Below are 24911 nucleotides of genomic sequence, written 5' to 3'. Positions count from 1 at the left end.
AATTTTTATCTTATTTTTGAGATATAAAACACCTCATTTCAATTAAAATAAAATGACAAAAAAGCTTAGTGTTGCATTAATTCAATCAGATTTAGTTTGGGAAGATCCTATAGCAAATAGAATGTTTTTTGAAGAAAAAATAAAAGGAATTACATCAAAAGTAGATGTGATTATTCTGCCAGAAATGTTTTCTACAGGGTTTACTATGAATGCTAGTGAAAATGCTGAAACCATGGAAGGTGAAACCATACAATGGATGAAAGGGATAGCAAGTTCTTTAGATGTAGCTGTAATAGGGAGTATTATAATTGAAGAGAATGAACATTATTTTAATAGACTTCTTTTTGTTCACCCATCAGAAGAGATTGAAACATATGATAAGAAACATACATTTACGTTAGCAAAAGAGGATGAAACATATACTGCCGGTCAAAACAATATTTTAATTGAGTTTAAAGGGTGGAGAATCCGCCCATTAATTTGTTATGATTTACGTTTTCCTGTTTGGGCAAGAAACACAAATAACTACGATTTACTTATGTATATTGCTAGTTGGCCAAAGCCTAGAATTAATGCTTGGGATTCTTTGTTAAAAGCTAGAGCTATTGAAAATATGAGTTATACTATAGGGGTGAACAGAGTAGGGGTTGATGCAAATAATTATGAGTATTCGGGAAATACCGTTTGTTATGACACTCTGGGAAATTGCTTGGCTAAAAGTGATAAAGGAGAAGAATCGATTTTAATTGTTGAGTTAGATAAGGAAATACAAAATAATTATAGAGATAAATTTCGTTTTTTAGAAGATAGTGATGCTTTTCGTTTTTTAGAGTAGTCTTTTTACGCTTGATAATAAAGAGATTAATTTAGTGTATTTGTAAAAAAACTTTTTTTGTTTATTTGTTTTTATATATTTGCATTGTTATTTTAAAAAATTAGCTATGTTTTTAAAATAATATTGCTAGCAAAAAGAAAGAGTGTTTATAAAAAATTGCAATACATTCTTTTTTAATTATTTATTATTAAATATACTTACTCGATAAGTATATAATTGTTTAATTATTAAATTTTAAAAAATGAAAAAAACAAAAAAAATCCTAATTTCAGGAATACTATCAGTATCATTATTATTTGCTTCTTTTAATTCTTATGCAGGTTGTGACGCTGGAGGAGTAGGTTCAACATCATGTACCATCACTTTCACGACAGGAGCAGCTTCAGTAGAAATTTCTACTACTTTTTCTGTAACTTGTGGTGCAGGATATTATGCTTGTTGTAAAGCAGGGGTTACTGGTGGTGCCAAGTGCTATACTAATAATGTAATGATGAGTCCGGCAGGAAAATAACTGGCCTAAAAATAAATAGACAATATGGCTTTACTTAAAGCTATATTGTCTATTGTTATATTGATAAAAGTAAAAACAATATATAGTTTGTGTTAAACAAGGTATGGTGTTTTTATAAAAATTTAAAAAAGAATAAATGAAAAAAGTAGTTTTAATTATTTTCTTTTTTTCATGGAAAATAGCTTTCTCTAATGCTAATAACGATTCAATAAAAATTGATTTAGAGGTTCTTGAGATGAAGAAAAATTTTGTCAGTTCAAAAGCAACTGGGGAAAAACTTATTCAATTTAATAATTTTAGATTGGTTGATTTTATATCTAAAATAACTGGCACACCTATTCAGTATATAAGTAATGAATCAGGTATAAATCCATTAATTAAATTTAAGGCAACATCCTCTTCTAGAATAAGTAAAAAGAAATTAATAGTGCAATTACAAAGATTATTAATTGAAAAAATTGGTTTGGTTTTTAAGTATGATAAATCTCAGAAAAAGGTAAAGACGCTCAAAAAAATAGTTGATAAATCAAGGTTAGTAAAATGTGATGACAAAAATAATAGAGAGGTAGTACAAATTATTAATAGAACTTTTAGAGGGAAGTGTGTTTCTATTAAAACTATAGTCAATCAAATTGAAAAATGGTATGACATAAAGTTGTTTGTTGAAGAATATGGAAATGAAAAATATAATATAACTATTCATCACGCTAATTCTGTAGAAGAAATAATTGAGGAATTAAAATTTTATTATTCAATTAAAATTGAAGAGGGATACAAAGAAGTAAGAACAATAAACTTATACAAAAATGAAAAATAATAATTTTATATTTATTTTAGTTACTTCAATTTTGATAGTTTTTTCTTGTAAAAAAGATGATGTTAATTTAAAAAAAGATTTTTATGTAGATTCATCAATTGAGCCAGAAGTTAATATTTTTGATTTAATCTCTCAATTGGAATTAATAGAAATAAAAAACGAATCTGGAGAAGTTGTTGATTTACATGATGTAATTAAGATAATACCTAATAAGGATAAAATATTCATACAAGGAGGAACACATGAGGTTTATTTAATAAATAATGAGGGTGGTCTTTTGAAAAACATGAATAAAACAGGTTTTGGACCTGATGAATATCGAGAGATTAAGGATATTTCTTTTAATATACAAAATGAGGAATTATATCTTTATGATTTTCAAAAACAACGTTTTTATATATTTAATGATAAATTGAAGTTTTTAAGAGTTGAAAACATTGGATATAATTTTTTAAATTTTAGTTTTCTAAAGGATAATAGTTTAGTTCTTTTTACTGGAAAACACCGAAATAAAATTAATGACAGTTTTATAGATTATGATTTAATTTTATTAGATTCTTTAAGGAATATAAAAAAGAAATCTATTCCTTTTGATTATGAAAAATTTCCTTCTGTAAGAATTCATGGGAAAAACCCATTTCATAATTTAATGGATAGTAATTCAGTTGTTTTTAGTGATATAGTTTCAGATTCTCTTTATACAATTACAAGTAAAAATATAGGTTCAACTGCTCTTTTTAAGTATAAAGAAAAAACCCTTGATAATGACTTTAAAACAGCTTCTCATCAGAAAATAATTGAAGATTTAAATAAGGACATTAATAAGTTTAAAGGGTATGACTTCTTTTCTAGTATTAAAGGAATAACTAAAAAATCATTTATTTATAATTTTTCAAATAATGGAACCAAATCATTTTATGTTTTTAAATCAAAAGAAAGTCTAAAGATTAAAAACTATTCTTTTCCAAAGAAATATAGTGAATCTTATTACAAAGATCTTTTTGAAATAAAAGGGGTTAGTGATGATTTCTTTTATTCTGCTTTATATCCTATATCTCTTGAGTTCATAAAAGAAGAATTGAATAAATCAAATTACCCAATTATAGGTAAAGAGAAGTTAATTGATAAGATTAATAAAATTTTATCTAATAATATTGAAGATGGAAACCAAATAATAGTAAAATTTAAGTTAAAGGATTTTTAAGTCATTTTACATTATTTTCAATTATAAAGAAGGCTATGATTAAATTTAATTGTAGCCTTTTAAGTTGTTTAATAGGAGGTATAAGCATATGAAAAAATGAATTAATAAATATTGTTGATATATAATAAGCAAGGCGATGTCTAATTTTAAACTATTTTTGCTGATGCTACGTTGTTAAGGTATGATCAAAAAAATCTTTTGTGTTTTGTGTTTTTTAATCGGTGTTGTTGCGTATGCACAAACAAAACCAAAAGAATTTCGTTTAAAAAAAATACAAGTAAAAAAAGATACAATTCAAATTGATAGTGTAAGTATTAACCCAACCAGCTTCAAACTTCTTTCTAAAGAAGGTAGTCTTATAAATCCATCAAATTATAAAGTTAATTTTGGGTTGTCTCAACTGATTATTGATAAAGAAAAGTATTCAGAAATAACCGTTGAATATTATCGATATCCAGAATTTATAACAAAAGAGTATTCTCCTTTTGACAAGCGATTAATTGTAGAAAACACTAAAAATACAGGGAAATTATATAGTGAAACTACGAATAAAAAAACTTCGGATGTTCGTTTTTTTGATGGTTTAACTACACAAGGGTTTATTACCAGAGGTGTTACTGGAGGGAACAACCAAAATGCAGTAACAAATTCATCGTTAGATTTAACAATTTCTGGGAAGTTATCAGATAAAGTAGGGATTAGAGCAAATATTTTCGACACTAACATTCCGTTGCAACAAAATGGATATTCACAAAAAATCACTGATTTTGATCGAATTTTTGTTGAATTATACAGTAAGAACTGGCGAGTTAAAGGAGGAGATGTAAGTTTAGAGAATAAAGACAGTTACTTTTTGAATTTCAACAAGCAGGTTTCAGGAGTTGAGGTAGGAGCTAATTTAAGTGAAAGTACTAACGTTTTAGCATCTGGAGCTATTGTTCGTGGTAGGTTTTCGTCATTTAATTTTGTTGGTGTTGAAGGGAATCAAGGGCCGTATAAAATTTTCGGATCAAATAATGAATCGGGTATTATTATAGTTTCGGGGAGTGATAAAGTGTTTGTAAATGGGGTGTTGTTGCAAAGAGGAGAAAATAAAGACTATACTATTGATTATAATTTAGCAGAAATTAGATTTAATACAACCTATCCTATAACTAATGATATGCGTGTTCGTGTTGAATTTCAATATTCTGATAGAAATTACACACGATTTATTACCTATGAAAAAGCTCAATATAAAAAGGATAACTTTTCAATAGCTGGTTATTTTTATAATGAGAATGATGCCAAAAGTCAACCCATACAACAAGCGCTTACAGATGCTCAAAAACAAATTTTAGCGAATGCAGGTAATGATATAACTAAAATGATGGCGCCTAGTTTTTTTGCAGATGAATTTTCTGTTAATAGGATTCAATATAAAAAAACAATAATCAGTGGAAATGAGGTTTTTGAATATACCACTAATGAGAATGATGAGGTATTTTCGGTGGTTTTTTCAAATGTAGGAGCTGGTAAAGGAGATTATGTTGTTGATAAAACCATTGCTATTGGAACTATTTATAAATATCTAGGTAAAAACCAAGGAGGTTATAATCCTGTAGTTCAGTTAGTAGCTCCTTCAAAACTACAAGTAGCTGTTGTAAACTCAAAGTATTCACCTTCAGATAAAACAACGATACAAGCTGAACTAGCGTTTAGTGATAATGATGTGAATTTATTTTCAAACATTGACGATTCTAAAAATAAGAGAATAGCTACTAAGATTGGATGGAATCAACGATTGTTAGATAAAGACTGGAAAATTACCAGTGATGTGAACTACAAGTTTATTGAAAATAATTTTCAAACAGTACAACGATTTCAAGCGGTAGAATTTAATAGAAACTGGAATTTAGACAGTCCAACAGGAGATCAACATGAAATAGGAACTGTTTTAACTGCTCAAAAAAATAAAAAAACTACTATTTCTTATGGATTTCATCATTTAAAGTTTAGCAATAACTTTTCAGGAAGTAAGCATACTCTTCAATCAAAGGTGAAATTTGATAGTACTAGTGTATGGGTGAATGGAAGTTGGTTAAAAAATAGTACAAATACTAGAAAAGATAATTTTTTTAGGGGGCAATCAAAAGTTGAACATAGTTTTGAGAAATCATGGTTAGGAGGTTTTGTAAATTTTGAAACTAATGAAAAGAAAGAAACGTCTACTAATAATTTTGATATAACAAGTCATCAATTTAAGGAGTATGAAGGATATTATGGAATTGGTGATAGTACTAAAGTATTTGCGAAATTTGGTGTGAATTATAGAACGAATGATAGTATAAAGAGTAACGCATTTACACAAATTAATAACCGTAAAACTTTTTATATTAATAGTAAAATAATACAGAATACAACTACAAATTTATCACTCTATGCTAATTATAGGTTTACAGAAAATAGATTAGCTGATAATGAAACAACATTGAATTCTAGAATATTATATAATCAACGATTTTTTAAAAACCTTTTAACTTTAGGAACGGCTTATGAAACATCTTCAGGTAATATAGCGCGACAGGATTTTATTTATGTAAAAACAGAACCAGGGCAAGGATATTATACTTGGATAGATTATAATAATGATGGAGAACAACAGTTTAATGAGTTTGAAATAGCGCAATTTCAAGACCAAGCCACTTATTTACGAATAGCGTTACCTAACATACGATTTCTTGCTACTCAACGTGTAAAATGGAAACAATCCATTACTTTAAACCCTAAACAATGGGGTAGTAAAAAAGGATTTAAAAAAACACTTTCACATTTTTATAATCAAACGTATGTAACTATTGATAACGAACGTTTACGAGCTGGAAGTGGTTTTAATTGGAATCCTTTCAATACATCTGGTGATGGGTTATTAGGGTTAAATTTTAACTTTAGAAATAGCTTTTACTTTAATAGAAACCTTCAGAATTATAGTTGGACTTATACATTTGGTAAATCGCAAAACAAACAACAGTTTTCTGTGGGAAATCAAGAAGGAAATTCATTTATTCATCAATTAGAATTTCAACATAAACTAACAAAATTCTGGTTGTTTGAAACAAAAGCATCTGTAGGAGAAAATAAATTAAAAACAGAAAACTTAGCAAATAGAAATTATGAAATTTTAGTAAAAGAATTACAGCCTAAATTTACATTTTTATACAATAAAGATCATCGTTTTTCAGTTTCTTATCATTATAAGAATAAAGAAAACAATATGTTGAATTTTGAAAAGTTACAGCAGCAAAAAATAGGACTTTCTTATTTTTTTATAAGTTCAAAAAAGAATCAAATTAGTGCAGATACTGCTATGTTTTTAAATGATTTTACAGGAAATTCAAATTCACCAGTAGGGTATCAAATGTTAGAAGGACTCCAGATTGGTAGGAACTATACCTGGAACTTGCAATTGAATCAAAAATTAACATCTGTTTTAAATTTATCAGTATCTTATTTAGGTAGAAAAAGTACGAATTCTAGTGCAATACATACGGGTACTGTACAATTAAAAGCTATTTTTTAAGTAAGTTTGTGGTATTATAATTGCATAGTAACAACATTATATTAATTAATAAAAATTTATACATGAAGAAAGTAATTTTAGCAGCTGTAATTTTTATCAGCTCATTTGCAAATGCACAGCAAGAAATAAAGGTAGATATAGCAGATGCTTTAGTAATGAAAACTTTAGAAGTGTCGTATGAATACTATTTAAGTGAACAGTCATCAGTTGGTATATCAGCGTTGTTTAATTTTGAAAAGAAGAGTTCAGATTTTAGATATAATGAAAATGAAATGTTTACGCCATACTTTCGTCATTATTTTACTACGAATCGTAACTGGAATCATTTTGGAGAAATATTTTTAGGAATAAACTCTGGAGAAACAGCTATTGAAGCTGGAGGAAAAACAATCGGATATAAAAAATATACTGATGGAGCTTTAGGAGTTGCAGTAGGGTCGAAATATGTATCTAACGGAGGTTTAGTAGTAGGTGCTTATGCAGGTTTAGGGAGAAACATGTTTTCTTCTGATTCCTATTCAGTAGTTCCAAGAGTTGGTATTAATGTTGGATACAGATTCTAGGAAAATCATCAGGTAATAAATAAAAAAAGTCCACATTCGTGGACTTTTTTTATTTACAAAAGATCATGTTTTTAATTAATTTCTTTTGATGTTTTTTATAAGATTGACTACAATAAAACTTAAAATAGCTGGGATAACCCATCCTAAATGATGTTTTGAAAAAGGAATTAAGTTAGTTATACTTACCAATTGTTTTTTATCAATAATAAACTGAAGAAAATCAGGAATGCTAAAAATAAAAGTAATTAAAACAACAATTTTAAAAACAATAGGAGTGGCTAGTTTTTTAGGAGCTATATTTAATAAAATTAATACAATTGTAATTGGATAAATAAACATTAGTACAGGAAGAGCTATTACAATAATAGAATGAAAATCTAATTGTCCAACTAAAACCCCAAATAAACAGCTAATTACCGCAGTAATCACATATGCTTTTTGTGAGTTTTTAAATAGTCCTTTAAAGTAATCAGCAGTACCAGTAATTATTGCAACTGCAGTAGTAAAGCAAGCTAAAGCAACCAAAACACTTAAAAATACAGCGCCAATATTACCTAGTGTTGCTATGCTAATTCCTCGCAATAAATTAGCTCTTTGCATATCGCTACTTAGAGTACCGTCAACTAATATTTCAGAGCCATAAAAAGCACCAACCGAAATTAAACCAGCGTATATTATAAAAAGCCCAGTTCCTGCAATGAATCCAGCTTTTTTAATTAATTCTTTTTTATCTGTATAAGAGCTATACCCTTTTAAATTTAAAGAAATTATAACAACACCACCAACTACTACGGCTCCAATGGCATCAAAAGTTTGATATCCTTCTAGTAAACCGCTAACAACAGGGGTTTTGAACATACTAGGATTCATGATCATATCACTAGAAAACAATCCAATACCAATAACTAGCACTAAAATAAGTACAATAAAAGGAGTTAAGTATTTACCAACTAGGTTTAAAACTTTTGACCTATTTAAAACAAAGATTAATACTAAGGCAAAATAGCAACAGCTAGTTATCAAAGGGCTTGTTCCAAAAAAAGGATGAATAGCAATTTCATGAGTTGCAGAGGCTGTTCTGGGTGATGGAATAGCTATTGAAATAATATAAATAATTACACAGTATAGTAAGCTAAAAGTAGGAGATACTTTTTTTCCAAGGTCATATAAAGTACCTTGTAGCTTAGCATGTGCTAAAATTCCAAGAATAGGAATTACAACAGCAGTAATCATAAAACCAAGGGTTACCCAAAACCAATTATCACCTGCATTATAACCTAAAAGAGGAGGTAATAATAAATTTCCTGCTCCAAAAAAAAGTGAAAATAGTGCAAAACCTGTAACGAGAATTTCTTTTGTTTTATTCATTTTGAGTACTAATTATTTCTGCCTATTGCTACAATGAGGCTATCTTTGCCGAAGATAAGTTAAAAATGATTGTAGTATATAAAGGAGTAAATATTTTTTATACGGAAAAGGGTATAGGTAGTGCTGTTGTGTTATTACATGGTTTTTTAGAAAACTCAACAATGTGGAATGGACTTGTTGAAGAAATTTCAAAGAGAAATCGTGTTATAGCTATTGATTTACTGGGGCATGGAAAATCAGATTGTTTAGGGTATGTACATACTATGGAAGATATGGCCGAAGCAGTAAAGCAAGTGTTAACCCATTTGAGAATTCGTAAAGCTATTTTTGTAGGGCATTCTATGGGGGGATATGTTTCTTTAGTCTTTGCTAATAAATACCTTAAGAATGTTAAAGGAATCTGTTTAATGAACTCAACAGCACAAGCTGATGATGATGAACGAAAAGAAATTCGCGAAAAGGCAAATAAAATAGTTCGGAAAAACTTTAATATGATGGTTAAAATGGCGATAAATAATTTATTTGCTTCAACATCAAAAGAACTTTTTTCTAATGAAATAGAAAAAGTGCTAAATGAGGCTCTAAAAACTCCTGTAAGAGGTTATATGGCCTCTAATGAAGGTATGCGATTACGAAAAAATAGTGAAGAAGTTTTAGAACAAATACAAAAAAGAATAATTATTGCAGGTAAAGAAGATCCTGTTTTAAATTACGAATCTATAAAAAGAGAAGCGATAAGAACTAATACAGATTTGAAGGTACTAGCTAATGGGCATATGAGTCATATTGAGAATAAGAAAGAATTGCTTGAAACTTTATTAGAATTTATAAGAAGTTGATTTTATAAAAAAGAATAAGAGCTATATTTGAATTGAATGTTTTTAAAATATAGAAAAGTAAATTGAATCATGGATAATTCATCAATTATAAGTGTTTTAGGTGTTATTATAGTATTACTTTTTCTGTTTTTTTCTGTTTTCTTATTTACAGTTAAAACCGAAAAAAAAACAAGTAATTATCTTTTGGCTGCTTTTTTAGTAGTTACAGCAATTGATATCAGTGCGTTTTTTTATTCAAACTTTATAGAGCTGCCATTAGCAATAGAAATGTTACGAATAAAGATTTCGAGTTTTAAAGACCCATTACTTTTTCTATATATTTTATCAATTATTTATTCAAATTTCAAGTTAAAAAAAATACATTTAATTTATGCTGTTCCTTGGTTATTAGGTATAATAGTTTTAATGCCAAACTTTTTTTTAGCAGATAATGCTACTAAGCTAGATTTTTTTAATAGTTATGATGAAAAACCGGAAGGAAAATTTTTAAATGTTTTTGGATATTTAGTTTCTCTAGCTTATCTGTTTTCTGAAATATATTATGTGATTAGATATCGAAAATTATTATTAGAAAATTATACAGATAAAAATGCTTTTAAAAATTACAATTGGCTTAAGCAATTATTAGTTTTATTAACCATTGGACAAATTATCACAGTTATTAAAAACGTTTCTAGGGGATTTTATTCTTCAGAAACTACCGATGTACTTAGAATAGTGACCCTACTTTTTGGAGTGTTTTTTATATTCTGGTTAGTGTTTAAGGCGTTAAATTCGCCTAAATTATTTAGAGGAGTTGATGTAAACTTAAATACATCAAAAGAAATGAAAGGTAATGTAGGTGGAGAAGCTAAAAATAATCAACAAATTAAGCTATTGAAAGATTATATGAATGAAGAAAAACCTTATTTAAATCCTTCACTAACTATTAGAAATCTTGCCGAGCAATTAAAAATACCTATGCGAGAATTATCGGTATTAATAAACCAAGATTTAAAACAACACTTTTTCGATTTTGTAAATGAATATCGTATAGAAAAAGCAAAACATATTTTAAAAGATACTTCGAAAAGCAAACAAACTGTGCTTGAAATTTTATATGAAGTTGGTTTTAATTCAAAATCATCTTTTAATACCGCATTTAAAAAACATACAGGATTAACACCAACTCAATACAGGAAATCTTCTGTAAATTAAAGGTTTAACGTAAAGTCGAACGTTTTTAAAAAATAGTCGAACTGATTTTTTTAGTGTAAATCAGTTCGGCTTTGTGTTTTCGGTCGTATAGGTTTATACACTTGTGCACTTTTGTCTCATCGAAATAAAAACAAAATAAAATGAGACGCTTAATTTTAACTTTTTTAGTATTTGTATCAATAAGTACATTTTCTCAAACAATTGTAGGTACTGTAAAAGATACTACAGAAAATATTGCATTTGCTGATGTTATTATAAAAAATAGTACAAATAAAATAATAGTTGGAGCTACAACTGATGATAATGGAAAGTTTAGTGTTAAAGTAAAAGAAGGAACTTATACAATTCTTATTTCTTTTTTGGGCTATGAAAGCTGGAGTAAACAATTGATTGTTTCTAAAAATTTAAACTTAGGAACAATTACTTTAAATGAAGATGCTGAAACATTAGATGAGGTTGTTGTAAAAACAAAAAAAAGAGTAATTCAAAGAAAAGTAGATAGGTTAGTTTTTAATGTAGAAAAGAGTATTATAGCTTCTACTGGAAATGGTGTTGATATTTTAAAAGTTTCACCAAGAGTACAAGTTCAGAATGGGGCTATAGAAATTATAGGAAAAGGTGCTTCTAGAATAATGATAAATGGACGAATTTCACCTTTGAGAGGAGAAGAGTTAATTGATTTTTTAAGTGGGTTAGGAGCTAATGAGATAAAGAGTATTGAAGTTATTACTAATCCGCCAGCAAAGTATGAAGCAGCAGGAAATGGAGGCTTAATTAATATTATCTTAAAAAAAGGAGTACAAAACTCTTGGAAAAACACTACTAGTTTAACGTATAATCAGAATAAGTATAATTATGCTAGTCTTAGAAATAGCTTTTTTTTAAATGAAAATAAGATTTCATTGACGGCTAGTATAAATGTTACCAAAGGAAGTTTTCTAAACTTTGAAAATTTGCAAATTGCATATCCATCAAATTTCTGGAACATGGAAGTTGATAATAAGTCAAAAAAAGATAATGTTTCTGGGCGTTTTTTAGTTGATTATGAAGTGTCAAAAACATTTACTTTGGGAGTACAGTATTTAGGTAATTTTGGCCAGCCTGATTACTTACCAACTACCACATCGAGTATTTATAATTCAAATAATCAATTAGAAAAGAGATTGGTAAATAAAGGTGATTTTGATATTAATAATACAAATAACAGTTTTAATTTTCATGGAATAAAAAAGTTTGAGAACTCTAAGAAAAATATATCTTTTGATGTTGATTATTTTGAATATGTTTCTGATAAAAAACGTGATTTTATTACAGAAACTTTTGATGGTAATAATTCATTTATAGGGATAAATTCAGCAGGATTAAATTTATCAACTCAAGAAATTAAAAACGTTAGTTCAAAAATAGATGTAGAATACCCTTTAAACAAAGTGAACTTGTCATTCGGAGTAAAAGCTAGTTTTGTTAGTTCTGCTAGTAATGCTTTGTTTTTTAATACTATTACTGGAGTTCCTGTGTTAGATAAAAATATTTCTAATGAATTTAAATATAATGAGAATAACTATGCAGGTTACATATCAGGAAACACTAAATTAAATGATAAGTTAGAGTTACAATTTGGTTTAAGAATAGAAAATACAATAACGGAAGGAATGAACTTGACAATTAATCAGATAAATAATAATAACTACACTAAATTATTTCCTACTCTTTACATTTCATATTCAAAGGATGACTTTAATAACTTTAATTTTTCTTATGGTAAAAGAATAAGTAGACCTTCTTTTGGTAATTTGAATCCATTTAGAGTATATGTTAGTGATAATAGTTATAGCGAAGGAAATCCTTTTTTAAAACCTTCTTTTACAGATAGTTTTGAGTTAACACATTCATATAAGAGAAATTTAATTTCTAGTGTTTTTTTTAATAGCACAAATGAAGGAAGAGGTACTGTTTTTACTTCAAATGAAGTTAACCAAACTCAAATAGTAACAAGGCAGAATTATTATAATCAATATAATTATGGTTTCACAGAAAGTTTTTCATATAATAAAATATCTTGGTGGGAAAGTCAAAATGATATAACTTTTATAGGATATAAAACTACTTTTACTAAAGAAGTCGGTTCACAACCTAAAAATGGATTTGGAGTACGTGTTTCATCAAATAATACATTTTTACTTTCCGAAAACACAAAATTACAAGTTAACTCTTGGTATAATTCAAAAGTTAGCACTGGTTTATATAGTGTTGGCAGTATGTATAACTTGTCTTTTGGTTTACAACATAACTTTAAGAAGAGTAATATAAAAATGTCAATTTTTGCAAATGATATTTTAAATACTGCTAGTTTAAACAATTATGAATCTATTGTAAATGGGATAAAACAAACATATTTTAATAATCCAAGTTCAAGGAGTATTCAACTGGGATTATCGTATGATTTTGGAAATAGAAAAGTAAAAGAAAATAAGAGAGATTTTGGTAATGAAGATGAGAAAAATAGAACTCAATAAATATGTTTTTTAATTTTTTATGGTATAGTTATTGTTTAATCACAGGCTGTTTAAAACTACAAATTACTACTATTATGAAAAACAAATTATTATTTTTAATTGCTATTGTGTTAAGTGTCTCATCTTTTGCTCAAGAGAAAGAAGTTTCTGTAGAAAAGTCAATATTTGGCGTTCAAGCAGGTTTATTTGGAATTTGGGGCTACAATGAAGCGAGACTATCAAATACTATAAGTTTAAGAACAGAGTTAGGATTAAATATGGGCATTTGGGGAGGAACTTCTTATCCAAAAACAGGTTATATTTTATTTCCTACAATTTCTGTAGAACCTAGATATTATTATAATTTAAATAGAAGAACAAAACTTAATAAAAAAATAGCAAATAATAACGGTAACTATTTTAGTTTAAAAACAAGTTATAACCCTAATTTATTTACAATTTCAAATTACAATAGTTATGTACATAATCATATTACAGTGATTCCAAAATGGGGATTAAGGAGAAGTTTTGCTAAAAATTTTGAATATGAATTTTCTGTTGGAGTAGGATATGTTTATGATTTTGATTTCAATGAAGGAGGAACTGGAGTAGACTTAGGCTTTAGAGTAGGGTATAGATTTTAAAAGAAAATACGATATGTTTTAATAGCTTTACTAGTTAATAGTAAAGCTTTCTTTTTTGTATTTTAGCGTTAAATCTGTTTTTTATGAAAATACACCACATATCTCAAGAAAATTCTATTTTAAACAAGTTCTTATCAGAAATAAGAGATGTTTCAGTTCAAAAAGATGCAATGCGTTTTAGAAGAAATATTGAAAGAATAGGAGAAATATTAGGATATGAGTTAAGTAAAAAATTAGACTTTTCTTCAATAACAACAACAACACCGCTTGGTGAAAAGAAAAAAGAGATTCCAGTAAATGATGTGGTATTGTGTTCAATTTTAAGAGCAGGATTACCTCTTCATAACGGCTTGTTAAATTATTTTGATGATGCAGAAAATGCTTTTATTTCTGCTTATAGGCATCATCCAAATAATGATGAAGCATTTGAAATTGTGGTAGAGTATTTTGCTTCGCCATCTATAAACGATAAAACATTATTGTTAATTGATCCAATGCTGGCAACTGGTAAATCTTTAGTAGCAGTTCATGAAGCTATTAAAAAATATGGAAGTCCTAAAAAAATACATATTGTATCAGTTATTGGGTCATCTGATGGAGTTGATTATATAAAAAAGTATTTTCCTGATAATACAGATTTATGGATAGCAGCTATTGATGAAAATTTAAATGAAAAAGGCTACATAGTACCTGGTTTAGGTGATGCTGGCGATTTAGCATTTGGAGTTAAAATGTAAAGTTATAGAAAAAACACAGTAATTGAAGCAATTACAAATACTATAATGAAAACATCAGCAAACCATTTTTTTTGAAATATTTCTAGTCCATTAGCTAAAATAACTGATGTAGGAAATAATAAAAATAAAAATTCAATACCTGATTTGTTTGGTATTAAAACAAATACAGCTCCAGAAACAATAAGATGAAATAAAACTAAGATCCAATTTTTTCTAAAACGATTAAGAACAGCCAAAGCTTTTGGAGTTTTTAATAATATGGCGAATAATGTAAAAAAACCAATAAAAACAATAGAAAATAAATAATCGTTTTCTAAATATAAGCTAAAGTCAGAAGGAGCCTTCCAAGAAAAAAGTAGAAAAAAGTTTTCTAAAACATTATACCAAAAACAATAGGTGAAATATAAAAAAACAGGAGAGATAAATCCTAAAACAGGAGTTAATAATGTTTGATAAGTAAAGCGTTGATGTAAGTATGTTGATGCATAAAGTAATAAAGCAAAAAAGATTGTAAATGGCTCAATTATAAAAGAAATACCTAACCATAGCCCTCCGTCAAAAAGTTTATGAAAAATGTTTTTAGAAGATTGTAAGCTGTATACTTTTCTAAGAAAAAGTAAAATGGTTAAGTTGGCATAAAAAACAGAACCTACTGCAATATTTTTGATGAAAAAACCTATTAAAATAGTATAAAAAAGAAAGGCATAAGAATTATCGAATGTTACTTCATTTTTAGTGATTATAAAAATGTAAATAGAAAAAAGCACGATAAATAAAAAAAGTTCTTTACCAATAGAAAAAAGCGTAATATTTTTCGAAAATAAGGTTACAAAATAGTAACTCAAAAACAGTAGAAAAAGCACTATAAAATTTACAGGCTTAGATTTGCTGAAAAAATTGGCTAACATCGATTCTTTTTATATTTTTGCAAACGTAAAGATAATCAAGTTATGTTAGGTTTAAATATTTTTAGATTAATAGGAGATTTTTTTGAATTCATATTAATACCATTTAAGTGGTTACGCTTAGAAGTGGCAAAATCAGATGCTGGTTGGTGGACTTCTAACCTTATAAACTGGGTGTTTTTGTTAGTTCTTATCGTTTTATTAGCGTATTGGATGAAAGAATCTTTACGTTTCAAAAATGAAGGAATAGAAGACAAAGCTTAATTTCTACATACATTGGGAAGTAAAAACAAATTAAAACGTTTCAAAGAAAATGATACGTTTCCTAACGTTATTCAACCTACAAGAGAAGAAGTAATAGACAACTTTCAGCACAAAGGGAAGTGGAAAAGCTTTTTTGAGAATGAAAATCCTATCGTTTTAGAATTAGGATGTGGTAAAGGTGAATATACAATAGCACTAGCTGAAAAAAATCCAGATAAAAATTTTATTGGAATTGATATTAAAGGAGCTCGATTTTGGAGAGGTGCAAAAACTGCTATTGAAAACAACATGAAAAATGTTGCTTTTATTAGAACACAAATAGAATTAATTAATTTTATTTTTGCAGAAAATGAAGTTGATGAAATATGGATAACTTTTCCAGACCCACAAATAAAATATAAACGAACAAAACATCGTTTAACAAATTCTGAATTTTTAAAGAAGTATAACCATATATTAAAGCCTGAAGGAACTATTAATTTAAAAACTGATAGTGAATTTATGCATGGTTATACATTAGGTTTATTGCATGGTGAAGGGCATGAAATATTGCATGCTAATCATGATGTATATAAAGATTATTACTCGCCAGAGGAAGTAACGGGTACTCAAACTTTTTACGAAAAACAATATTTGGAGAAAGGAAAACCAATAACATACGTCAAATTTAGGGTGAAATATTAAAAACACCTAAAAAATGATTTTGTCTAACTTGGTTCTTGGTTTTGTAACATCTTACATTGGTTACATGTCTCCGAGCATGTTAAATATTACAGCAAGCAAGATAAGGTTAGAGAAAAGTAAAAATGAAGCTCATAAGTTTATTTTAGGAGTTTTATTAATTGTAGTTCTTCAATTATTTGTTTCAATTTCATTAATGTCTTTTTTGAATAAATACCCTGAACTAATTGCTTATCTTAAAAAGATTGCTGCAATAGTTTTTTTTATACTTTCAATAGTTTTTATTAAAAAAGGACTTACCAAAAAAACATCAGAAAATAGAGTATATATTGAAAATAGCTTTTCTTTAGGAATGGTACTGTCTTTAATAAATATGTTTGCCATTCCTTTTTTTATTGTAGAGTACAAATTTTTTTTAATGTATGGTTGGCTAATGAAAACGACAAGTTCAACTATTTTTTTTGGATTAGGCTCTGTATTAGGAGTGTTTTTGGTACTATCAAGTTATGTTTTTTTGGTTAATAAGTTTGAAAACAATTTGTTAAGGGTAACAAAATATTTCAATGTTTTTATTGGAATTGTAATGAGCTTAGTTGCTTTGTACTCTTTTTTAATATCGTATTTTTAAAGCATGAGCAAATCAGATAATTTTTTTGAAAGAGTGTATGATGTAGCACGTTTAATTCCTTATGGTAAAGTAACAAGTTATGGTGCAATTGCTACCTACTTAGGAGCGGCCAAATCTGCAAGAATGGTTGGGTGGGCTATGAATAACTCAAGTAATCAAAAAGAAGAAGTTCCAGCACATAGAGTAGTGAATAGAAAAGGACTTCTTACTGGAAAACATCATTTTGATGGAACAAATTTAATGCAGCAATTGTTAGAAAGCGAAGGGATTGAAGTTGTTGATAACCAAATTCAAAATTTTAAAAATGTGTTTTGGAATCCTTTAGAAGAATTGAGTTAAAATAAGATGATAAGCTATATAAATACTACTTATTGCCTTATAAATATTCCTAATTTAAAGGCTTTATTTTCTAAGGGCTAAAACGTATCTTTGTAGCTGAGATAAAATAGATATAAACAACCTGTTTAAAGCTAGTTGTATAAAGTTAATGACAAAATGAGTTTTAAAAAACAAGATATATACAAAGCGTTAGAAACAATAACTGCTCCAGGAGAAGGTAAAAGTTTAGTAGAAAACGAAAATGTAACGAATGTTGTAACTTTTGGTGAAGAGGTAATAGTAGATGTTACAATCAATAATCCATCTTTACAAGCAAAGAAGAAAATTGAAGTTGAAATCATGAAAGCAATTCATGAGCATGTAGATCAAAAGATAGACGTTAAGGTAAACGTTAAAGTTGAGGTAGCGCCTAAAGAAAACCCAAATCAAATAAGAGGAAAAGAAATTCCAAACATCCAAAATATAATAGCTATAGCTTCTGGTAAAGGAGGTGTAGGGAAGTCTACAATAACTTCTAACATGGCAGTTTCATTAGCAAAAATGGGATTTAAAGTTGGTGTTTTAGATGCCGATGTGTATGGGCCTTCACAACATTTAATGTTTGATGTAGCCCAAGAAAAACCATTAGCTGTAAATGTTAAAGGGCGTTCAAAAATGAAGCCAGTTGAGAATTATGGAGTAAAGTTATTGTCTTTAGGTTTTTTTACAGACCCTAATCAAGCAGTTATTTGGAGAGGCCCAATGGCTTCAAAAGCATTAAATCAATTAATATTTGATGCAGATTGGGGAGAGCTAGATTTTTTATTAATTGATTTACCTCCAGGAACAGGAGACGTACATTTATCAATAGTTCAAGCTGTGCCAATTAATGGAGCAGTTGTAGTTAGTACTCCACAAAACATTGCTTTAGCTGATGCTAAAAAAGGAGTAGCAATGTTTAAACAAGAAAGCATCAATGTACCAGTATTAGGAATTGTTGAAAACATGGCGTATTTTACACCAGCGGAATTACCTGATAATAAATATTATATTTTTGGTCAAGGAGGAGCTAAAAATTTAGCAGAAGATATAGATACAAGCTTTTTAGGAGAGATACCTTTAGTGCAAAGTATTCGTGAAGCAGGTGATGTGGGTCATCCCGTAGCGTTACAAGAAAATACACCATTAGCAGAAGCGTTTACAAATGCTACAAAAGAAATGGTTTCACAATTATTAAAAAGAAATGCAAATTTACCACCAACAGAAGTTGTTAGAATAACAACAATGAGTGGTTGTAGTACAAAATAAGTAGTTATGGCAGCAACAGAAACAAGAAATAACGTAGAGAAAGCTTTAGAAGAAATTCGTCCTTTTTTAGTAAGTGATGGAGGAAATATTAAGTTGTTATCTATTGAAGAAAATACAGTTAAAGTTCAATTAGAAGGTGCTTGTAGTGGATGTTCAGTAAATCAAATGACCTTGAAAAATGGAGTTGAAGCTACTATTAAAAAATATGCACCAGAAATTAAAGAGGTGATTAATGTAGCATAGGCTGATATAAATCAGTTTTTAATTTAAGTTTACACTGTAAATTTGAACATTTAATTATTTAAAAAATATTCCTGTCTTTATATTTTAAGACAGGAATCTCAGTATAAAAAAAGAATATTTTTGTAAAAGAAATGATACAAACAGACATATTAATTATAGGTGCAGGACCAACAGGATTATTTACGGTTTTTGAAGCAGGGCTACTAAAACTTAGATGTCACTTAATTGATGCTTTAGCACAACCAGGTGGTCAATGCTCAGAGATATATCCTAAAAAGCCAATTTATGATATTCCAGCTTACCCAGAAATATTAGCAGGTGATCTAACAGATAAATTAATGGAGCAAATTAAACAATTTGAGCCAGGGTTTACTTTAGGAGAAAGAGCAGATACTATTGAAAAACAAGATGATGGAAGCTTTATTGTTACTACAAATAAAGGAACTAAACATCAAGCACCAATAGTTGCTATTGCAGGTGGGTTAGGAAGTTTTGAACCACGTAAACCACCTATTCCAAATATAGTTGATTTTGAAGATAAGGGAGTTGAATACATTATTAAGGAACCTGAGTTGTATCGTGATAAAAACGTAGTAATTGCTGGAGGTGGCGATTCTGCTTTAGATTGGTCAATATTCTTAACTGATATAGCTAAATCTGTAACTTTAATTCATAGAAGAAATGAATTCCGTGGAGCATTAGATTCTGTTGACAAAGTACAAGAGTTAAAAGATGCTGGAAAGTTAATGTTAATAACACCAGCTGAAGTAAAAGGAATCGTTGGTACTGATACGGTAGAAGGTGTTATAGTTGAACAAAAAGATAAAGAAGCATTTACTTTACCTACGGATCATTTCATTCCATTGTTTGGTTTATCTCCAAAATTAGGTCCTATTGCTGATTGGGGGTTAGAAATTGAAAAAAATGCCATAAAAGTAAACAATGCATTAGATTATCAAACTAATATTCCTGGTATATACGCAATTGGTGATGTTAATACATATCCTGGTAAATTAAAGTTAATTTTATGCGGGTTTCATGAAGCAACATTGATGTGCCAAAGCGCTTATAAAAGAATTTTCCCAGATAAAAAATATGTAATGAAATATACTACTGTAGGTGGTGTTGATGGTTTTGATGGAACCAGAAAAGAGGCGCCTAAAGCTGTAGTTAAAAAAATTGAGTAACTCAATTAGAGTTTAAGTTTTACTTTAGATAATAATTAAATTAAAAATATGATTGCTTTAAATTTCTTAATAATTAATCCTTTTGAAAACTTGATTACAAGTTTTGATGTTTTTGTTATAAGTTCTTTATTTATTTTAATTTCTTATCTTAAATATATAGAAAAATCTATAAAAAGAAAGGAAGAGGCTACTGTTTTTGAATTAGATATTCCAATCTATAAATCTAAAGACATTCTTTTACAAGGAAAGAATAATTACTTTACAAAAGATAAAAATTCTATTTGGGTTGATTTATTTGTAATTGCTTTTGTTTTTATAGTTATTATTACTCCTTTGCATGAGTTATTAGGTATTGAATACTTTTTATAAATAACTTGTTTAAACAACACATTAAAAAAGTATCTTAAGAAAGAAAGTTGAATTTATATTAAGAAAAAAATAATTGACATTAACTGATTACATAGAACAATTAGCAAGCGATAAGCTTTTATATTTTGCATTACCAGTATTTTTTATTTCAATGTTGGTTGAATATCAATTTGCAAAAGAAAAATATCATGGTAAAGACACTGGCGTTTCGTTATTAATGATGGTTTTTTCTGCAATAATTGAATTTATTCCTAAGATTCTTGCTTTCGTAGCTTTTTTCTATTTACATGAAATAAGTCCTTTGAAAGATATCGTTCAACGTCAATGGTGGGCATGGGTTATTTTATTATTTGCAGATGATTTTGCGTATTATTGGTTTCATCGTTTAAATCACGAAGTTCGTTTATTTTGGGCTGGCCATGTACCGCATCATTCATCAATCCATATGAATTTGGGAACAGCATTGCGTCAAGGAGTTGGTGAACGTGTTCATAAGTTTTTCTTTTGGTTATGGATACCTCTTTTAGGTTTTGATCCATTAATGATGTTTATTATGATGGGAGTAAGTTTAATTTATCAGTTTTTTGTACATACAGAGTTAGTAAATAAGTTGCCTAAACCAATTGAGTTTATTTTTAATACGCCATCACATCATAGAGTTCATCATGCCTCAAATATTCGTTATTTGGATTGTAATCATGCAGGAATTTTAATTATTTGGGATAGAATTTTTGGCACATTTTCTAAAGAATTAACCAATATTGATAAACCTGTATATGGATTAACAGTAAATATTGAAACATTCAACCCTATTAAAGTAGCAACTCATGAATATGGAGCAATTTGGAAGGATGTTAAGAGAGCTAGTAAGTTGAAAGATAAGCTAAATTATATTTTTAACTCACCAGGTTGGAGCCATGACGGAGAAGATAAAAGAGCAAAGACTTTGAGAAAAAAGAAAGTGAATTGTTAAAAAAGTAAACTATGAATTTAAATGCTGATTTATTAGGAGTAATTAATTGTTTGGGATTAAGTTATAAAACGGGTTTGTCAGGTTATGATTTATTTGCTTTTTTCTTAGGGTCATGCATTGTTGTTAGTTTATTGATTTGGTATTATGGTAAAATATCAAGCTGCCAAACAATCAAGTTAAATGTAAGTGCTTCAATTTACGATTCAAAAGATATTCTTTTACAAGAAAGAACTATAGAAAGCAATTATTTAATAGGAGAGAGTACTTCAATTTGGGTTAAAGCAATCATATATGTTTTAATAGTATTAGTTGCTACAACTCCTTTATTTAAGCTTTTTGGATTACAATTATATATATAATTAATAATGGATACTCAGGATATAAAAATAAAAATTACTGATAGGGAAGGGGTTACTCATGAGGTTATTGCACCTACTGATATGGCAATGAATTTAATGGAAGTTGTTCGTTCTTATGAATTAGCTCCTGAAGGTACAATAGGTATTTGTGGAGGTATGGCAATGTGTGCATCATGTCAGTGTTATGTGAAATCTGATCATGAATTACCTGAAATGACTGATGATGAAGATGCAATGTTAGCTGAAGCTTTTGATGTAGAAGATAACAGTCGTTTAGGGTGTCAAATACAAATGACTCCTGAAATGGATGGTTTAGAAGTTGAATTAGCTCCTGAGAGCTAATTCAACTGTGTTATTGTTGGTTAAATTTAATTTTTAACTTGTTCTTTAATCTTTACTTCTTTTTTGATTGGAGGTAATCTTTTTCTCAAAAATAAAATTTGACCTAAATGACTAGATTGGTGTTCCATAATGTGAAACCAAGACCATTGATTAGATAATGTTTTTCCAGGGTTTACTTCTTTAAACCATTTATCATCTCTTTTTCGTAATTCTTCAATAGTTTTTTTTCTAACTGCATCAAATATTTCCAAGTAATAACTTATTGGTTTGCCCTTAAGTATTTCTCTACCTTTTTCATCTAAATCCATTCCAGCTTTCCATAATTCAGGTTCTTTTTCTTCAAAAACAGATTTGCCAAACGTGTATTTCTGATAATAAACTTCGGCTGCAGCTAAATGCATTACCAACGCACCAATACGATTTGCTTTAGGATCGTGTAAGTGATCAACATGTTCAAGAGGTAGGTTTTTTACTATTCGATGAACTCTAGCTTTTAAATCTTCTAGCATAGAAATCATATTGTCAATTTGAGGGTTTTCAGCATCCTTTTTACCTATTTTACCATACTCATATTCAGGAACTTTAATACCTGAGCCGATGATTAATAATGATCTTTTACCAGAAACTGCATCTGAACTAGATGATAATTTAAATTCTTTTATTCGTCTAATTTTTTTCTTATTAGTAGATTCTCTCCAGCTTTTTATTTCTTGATTAGCTACTTTTTTTTCGAAATCACTATTTAGAATGCTAACTTTTTTAAATTCTCCATTTTCATCTTCTATGAACAATTTTATATTGTCAAAATAAAACTTACCATTATTAATACATAATCCCCCAAAATTTAAACTTTTAGAGTTTTTGTTCAAAGTACCCTCAATGGTGTATTCTTTCCAATTGTTATCTTTTACACCTCTATCTTGCATATTATCAAAAAAACCTCGTTCAGAGTTTTTTGTATCTACTCTTGCCCATAAGCCTGCCCAAGCAATTTTGTCAGCAGGTTCAACTTTAATACTTCCAATTAACTTGAATTTTATTTCAGAATCAGATGTTATATCAATAGATTGTGTAAAAGAAGTCCAGCTTCTAGATATTTCTTTTTTAGATTGAGAAAAAATAGAGATACTGAATAAAAAGAAAATAAAAAATAACTTTTTCATGGTTTTAAATAATTACGTTTAGTGAATTAAAAATTTAGGCGAAAATATAATTTTTAAAGAAAACCTTAATAGAAAAGTTAAAATATAAATAAACTATTGATTTAATTGTTTACCTCTTGGTTTTTATGAAATATCTATTAAAGTGATAATAGATAAAACTAAAAGTAGTTAGCTTAGAAGTTGAATTAGCCCCCGAGAGCTAATTCAACAGTAACATTATTATATTCTTCTTGTAAAATGGCTAACCAGTTATTAATACGATTTTGAGTTAGTTCTGGCTCATTGTCTTCATCTATAGCTAAGCCATAAAATAAATCTTCCCCTATAATTTCGGCCTTTGATTCGGTAAAGTCATAGCCTTTTGTAGACCATTTTCCTATTATTTCTCCACCATTTGCAATAACAACTTTGGCTAGAATACCAACACCATCTATAAAATACTCTCCATAACCATATTGATCACCCAAACCAAAAATGGCAACTGTTTTGTTTGAAAAATCAATAGTTTTAAATTCATCAAAATAACTTTCCCAGTCGCTTTGTAAATCCCCATCATACCATGTTGAAAGCCCCAAAATTAAAAAATCAAATCTTTCAAAATCTGACAAGCTTGCATTTGAAACTTCTATAACTTCAACATCACTAACATTCCATTCATCTACAATGTTATGAGTAATTTCTTCTGTCATACCAGTGTCTGATCCGTAAATTATTCCTATTTTATTATTCATGTTCATTGTTTTAATATGGTTAATGTATATTCTCTATTTACATAATCACCAGTTTTACTTTTTCTGTTTTCTGTTTTATGTATTGTGTTAGTTATCTTAAAGGGAGTGTTTTTCAACAATAATCTTATATCTTCAGTTGTATATAGTTTAAATTTTGAATTTACAAAAGGAAGTGTTTTCATAAATTCTTTTTTAGCATAAGTTAAAATGCAAACACCGTCTTTTTTTAAAACTCTTGAGATCTCTTGTAAAAAAGCTATTGGTTTTTTACAGAAATAAATTGTATTTACTGTAAAAACTTTATCTATTGAATTGTTTTCAAAAGGAAGTTTTTCCCCGTTATATAGTTGAAAAGATGCATTTATAGCGCTATCTATATTATTTGAATTAAGTATAGCTTCTTGATTCATTGTTTTAGAAATTTCTAAACCTATATAATGAATATTCAATGCTTTGTTTAGAAGGTATTTCAGATGGCCACAGTTACCGTGGCCAATTTCTAAAACAATATCATTGTTAGCAATATTTAGAAGTTCAATAGAAGTTTTGGTCATGCTAATGTTATTAACATTCATAGAGTTTGCAATTTCTATACCTTTTGAACCATTAGGGCAACTCAATTGGTTTTCTATTTCTTTTAAATCTTCTTTTGTGAGCTTCTTTTCCATTGT

General features: G+C 28.2%; 27 protein-coding genes. 22 read left to right on the top strand and 5 right to left on the bottom strand.

Features of this window, described 5'->3' with window-relative positions:
* The first annotated feature begins 52 nt into the window (after positions 1–52).
* The 6 genes from DS884_RS06330 to DS884_RS06305 all read left to right on the top strand — a co-directional run bounded on the left by DS884_RS06330 (position 53) and on the right by DS884_RS06305 (position 7489).
* Positions 53–835 carry an amidohydrolase gene (locus DS884_RS06330; RefSeq protein ID WP_113786165.1) on the top strand — a complete coding sequence of 261 codons (783 nt, stop codon included), beginning with the start codon at positions 53–55 and terminating at the stop codon, positions 833–835.
* 241 nt (positions 836–1076) lie between these two features.
* Positions 1077–1346, top strand: coding sequence for a hypothetical protein (locus DS884_RS06325; RefSeq protein WP_113786164.1), 270 nt, complete (start codon positions 1077–1079; stop codon positions 1344–1346).
* 136 nt (positions 1347–1482) lie between these two features.
* Positions 1483–2163, top strand: a complete 681-nt coding sequence (locus DS884_RS06320) for a DUF4974 domain-containing protein (protein WP_113786163.1) — start codon at positions 1483–1485, stop codon at positions 2161–2163.
* The gene (locus DS884_RS06315; RefSeq protein ID WP_113786162.1) at positions 2153–3367 is read left to right on the top strand and encodes a 6-bladed beta-propeller; all 1215 of its coding nucleotides are present in this window, start codon (positions 2153–2155) and stop codon (positions 3365–3367) included. Before DS884_RS06320 ends, DS884_RS06315 begins: the two co-directional genes overlap by 11 nt.
* Before the next feature lie 205 nt (positions 3368–3572).
* Complete coding sequence (locus tag DS884_RS06310) at positions 3573–6926, top strand: hypothetical protein (protein ID WP_233487120.1); 3354 nt, start codon at positions 3573–3575, stop codon at positions 6924–6926.
* Positions 6927–6988: 62 nt separating this feature from the next.
* Entirely contained in the window at positions 6989–7489 is a 501-nt protein-coding gene (locus DS884_RS06305; RefSeq protein ID WP_093869672.1) for a DUF3575 domain-containing protein, read from the top strand.
* Between the two features lie 75 nt (positions 7490–7564).
* Here DS884_RS06305 and brnQ read toward each other — a convergent pair whose 3' ends face one another.
* Positions 7565–8857 carry a branched-chain amino acid transport system II carrier protein gene (brnQ, locus tag DS884_RS06300; RefSeq protein WP_113786160.1) on the bottom strand — a complete coding sequence of 431 codons (1293 nt, stop codon included), beginning with the start codon at positions 8855–8857 and terminating at the stop codon, positions 7565–7567.
* A gap of 65 nt (positions 8858–8922) precedes the next feature.
* On the opposite strand from brnQ, the gene DS884_RS06295 reads away from it, so the two are divergent.
* From DS884_RS06295 to upp, 5 genes are all read left to right on the top strand, one after another.
* On the top strand, positions 8923–9696 hold the full coding sequence (locus DS884_RS06295; RefSeq protein WP_113786159.1) for an alpha/beta fold hydrolase: 774 nt from the start codon (positions 8923–8925) through the stop codon (positions 9694–9696).
* Positions 9697–9765: 69 nt separating this feature from the next.
* Positions 9766–10893, top strand: coding sequence for a helix-turn-helix domain-containing protein (locus DS884_RS06290; protein WP_093869675.1), 1128 nt, complete (start codon positions 9766–9768; stop codon positions 10891–10893).
* 140 nt (positions 10894–11033) lie between these two features.
* Positions 11034–13409 carry a TonB-dependent receptor domain-containing protein gene (locus DS884_RS06285; protein WP_113786158.1) on the top strand — a complete coding sequence of 792 codons (2376 nt, stop codon included), beginning with the start codon at positions 11034–11036 and terminating at the stop codon, positions 13407–13409.
* 74 nt (positions 13410–13483) lie between these two features.
* The gene (locus tag DS884_RS06280; protein WP_113786523.1) at positions 13484–14032 is read left to right on the top strand and encodes a hypothetical protein; all 549 of its coding nucleotides are present in this window, start codon (positions 13484–13486) and stop codon (positions 14030–14032) included.
* Positions 14033–14115: 83 nt separating this feature from the next.
* Positions 14116–14769 (top strand): uracil phosphoribosyltransferase, encoded by a 654-nt coding sequence (gene upp / locus DS884_RS06275; protein ID WP_113786157.1) that lies wholly within the window; start codon positions 14116–14118, stop codon positions 14767–14769.
* A gap of 2 nt (positions 14770–14771) precedes the next feature.
* On the opposite strand, the gene DS884_RS06270 is transcribed toward upp, so the two are convergent.
* Positions 14772–15677: a DUF6427 family protein gene (locus DS884_RS06270; protein WP_113786156.1), complete on the bottom strand. Its 906-nt coding sequence runs from the start codon at positions 15675–15677 to the stop codon at positions 14772–14774.
* 42 nt (positions 15678–15719) lie between these two features.
* Between DS884_RS06270 and DS884_RS06265 the strand changes: the two genes are divergently transcribed.
* The 11 genes from DS884_RS06265 to DS884_RS06215 all read left to right on the top strand — a co-directional run bounded on the left by DS884_RS06265 (position 15720) and on the right by DS884_RS06215 (position 22346).
* Entirely contained in the window at positions 15720–15938 is a 219-nt protein-coding gene (locus DS884_RS06265; RefSeq protein WP_113786155.1) for a DUF6341 family protein, read from the top strand.
* A gap of 12 nt (positions 15939–15950) precedes the next feature.
* Positions 15951–16622 (top strand): tRNA (guanosine(46)-N7)-methyltransferase TrmB, encoded by a 672-nt coding sequence (gene trmB, locus DS884_RS06260; protein ID WP_093869680.1) that lies wholly within the window; start codon positions 15951–15953, stop codon positions 16620–16622.
* 13 nt (positions 16623–16635) lie between these two features.
* Positions 16636–17247, top strand: a complete 612-nt coding sequence (locus tag DS884_RS06255; protein ID WP_093869681.1) for a LysE family transporter — start codon at positions 16636–16638, stop codon at positions 17245–17247.
* A 3-nt stretch (positions 17248–17250) separates the two neighbouring features.
* Positions 17251–17586: an MGMT family protein gene (locus DS884_RS06250; protein WP_093869682.1), complete on the top strand. Its 336-nt coding sequence runs from the start codon at positions 17251–17253 to the stop codon at positions 17584–17586.
* Positions 17587–17742: 156 nt separating this feature from the next.
* Positions 17743–18873, top strand: a complete 1131-nt coding sequence (locus DS884_RS06245) for an Mrp/NBP35 family ATP-binding protein (RefSeq protein WP_093869683.1) — start codon at positions 17743–17745, stop codon at positions 18871–18873.
* 6 nt (positions 18874–18879) lie between these two features.
* The gene (locus DS884_RS06240; protein WP_093869684.1) at positions 18880–19116 is read left to right on the top strand and encodes a NifU family protein; all 237 of its coding nucleotides are present in this window, start codon (positions 18880–18882) and stop codon (positions 19114–19116) included.
* 131 nt (positions 19117–19247) lie between these two features.
* Positions 19248–20303, top strand: a complete 1056-nt coding sequence (locus tag DS884_RS06235) for an NAD(P)/FAD-dependent oxidoreductase (protein WP_093869685.1) — start codon at positions 19248–19250, stop codon at positions 20301–20303.
* 48 nt (positions 20304–20351) lie between these two features.
* Positions 20352–20672, top strand: a complete 321-nt coding sequence (locus DS884_RS06230) for a hypothetical protein (protein ID WP_113786154.1) — start codon at positions 20352–20354, stop codon at positions 20670–20672.
* A gap of 73 nt (positions 20673–20745) precedes the next feature.
* Positions 20746–21645, top strand: a complete 900-nt coding sequence (locus DS884_RS06225; protein ID WP_233487119.1) for a sterol desaturase family protein — start codon at positions 20746–20748, stop codon at positions 21643–21645.
* Positions 21646–21656: 11 nt separating this feature from the next.
* Complete coding sequence (locus DS884_RS06220) at positions 21657–22004, top strand: hypothetical protein (RefSeq protein ID WP_113786153.1); 348 nt, start codon at positions 21657–21659, stop codon at positions 22002–22004.
* 6 nt (positions 22005–22010) lie between these two features.
* Positions 22011–22346 (top strand): 2Fe-2S iron-sulfur cluster-binding protein, encoded by a 336-nt coding sequence (locus DS884_RS06215; RefSeq protein ID WP_093869688.1) that lies wholly within the window; start codon positions 22011–22013, stop codon positions 22344–22346.
* 26 nt (positions 22347–22372) lie between these two features.
* Here the strand turns inward: DS884_RS06215 and DS884_RS06210 are convergent, their stop codons facing one another.
* The 3 genes from DS884_RS06210 to DS884_RS06200 form a co-directional block, all read right to left on the bottom strand.
* Positions 22373–23509, bottom strand: a complete 1137-nt coding sequence (locus DS884_RS06210) for a DinB family protein (protein WP_113786152.1) — start codon at positions 23507–23509, stop codon at positions 22373–22375.
* 185 nt (positions 23510–23694) lie between these two features.
* Positions 23695–24240: a flavodoxin gene (locus tag DS884_RS06205; RefSeq protein ID WP_113786151.1), complete on the bottom strand. Its 546-nt coding sequence runs from the start codon at positions 24238–24240 to the stop codon at positions 23695–23697.
* 2 nt (positions 24241–24242) lie between these two features.
* Complete coding sequence (locus DS884_RS06200; RefSeq protein ID WP_113786150.1) at positions 24243–24908, bottom strand: class I SAM-dependent methyltransferase; 666 nt, start codon at positions 24906–24908, stop codon at positions 24243–24245.
* Positions 24909–24911 lie beyond the last annotated feature (3 nt).

The sequence above is a fragment of the Tenacibaculum sp. E3R01 genome (genome assembly GCF_003318185.1).
GTDB classification, from domain to species: Bacteria; Bacteroidota; Bacteroidia; order Flavobacteriales; family Flavobacteriaceae; genus Polaribacter; species Polaribacter halocynthiae.
The sequence above is the reverse complement of the archived record's forward strand: the minus strand, read 5'-3'. Positions and strand labels throughout refer to the sequence as shown.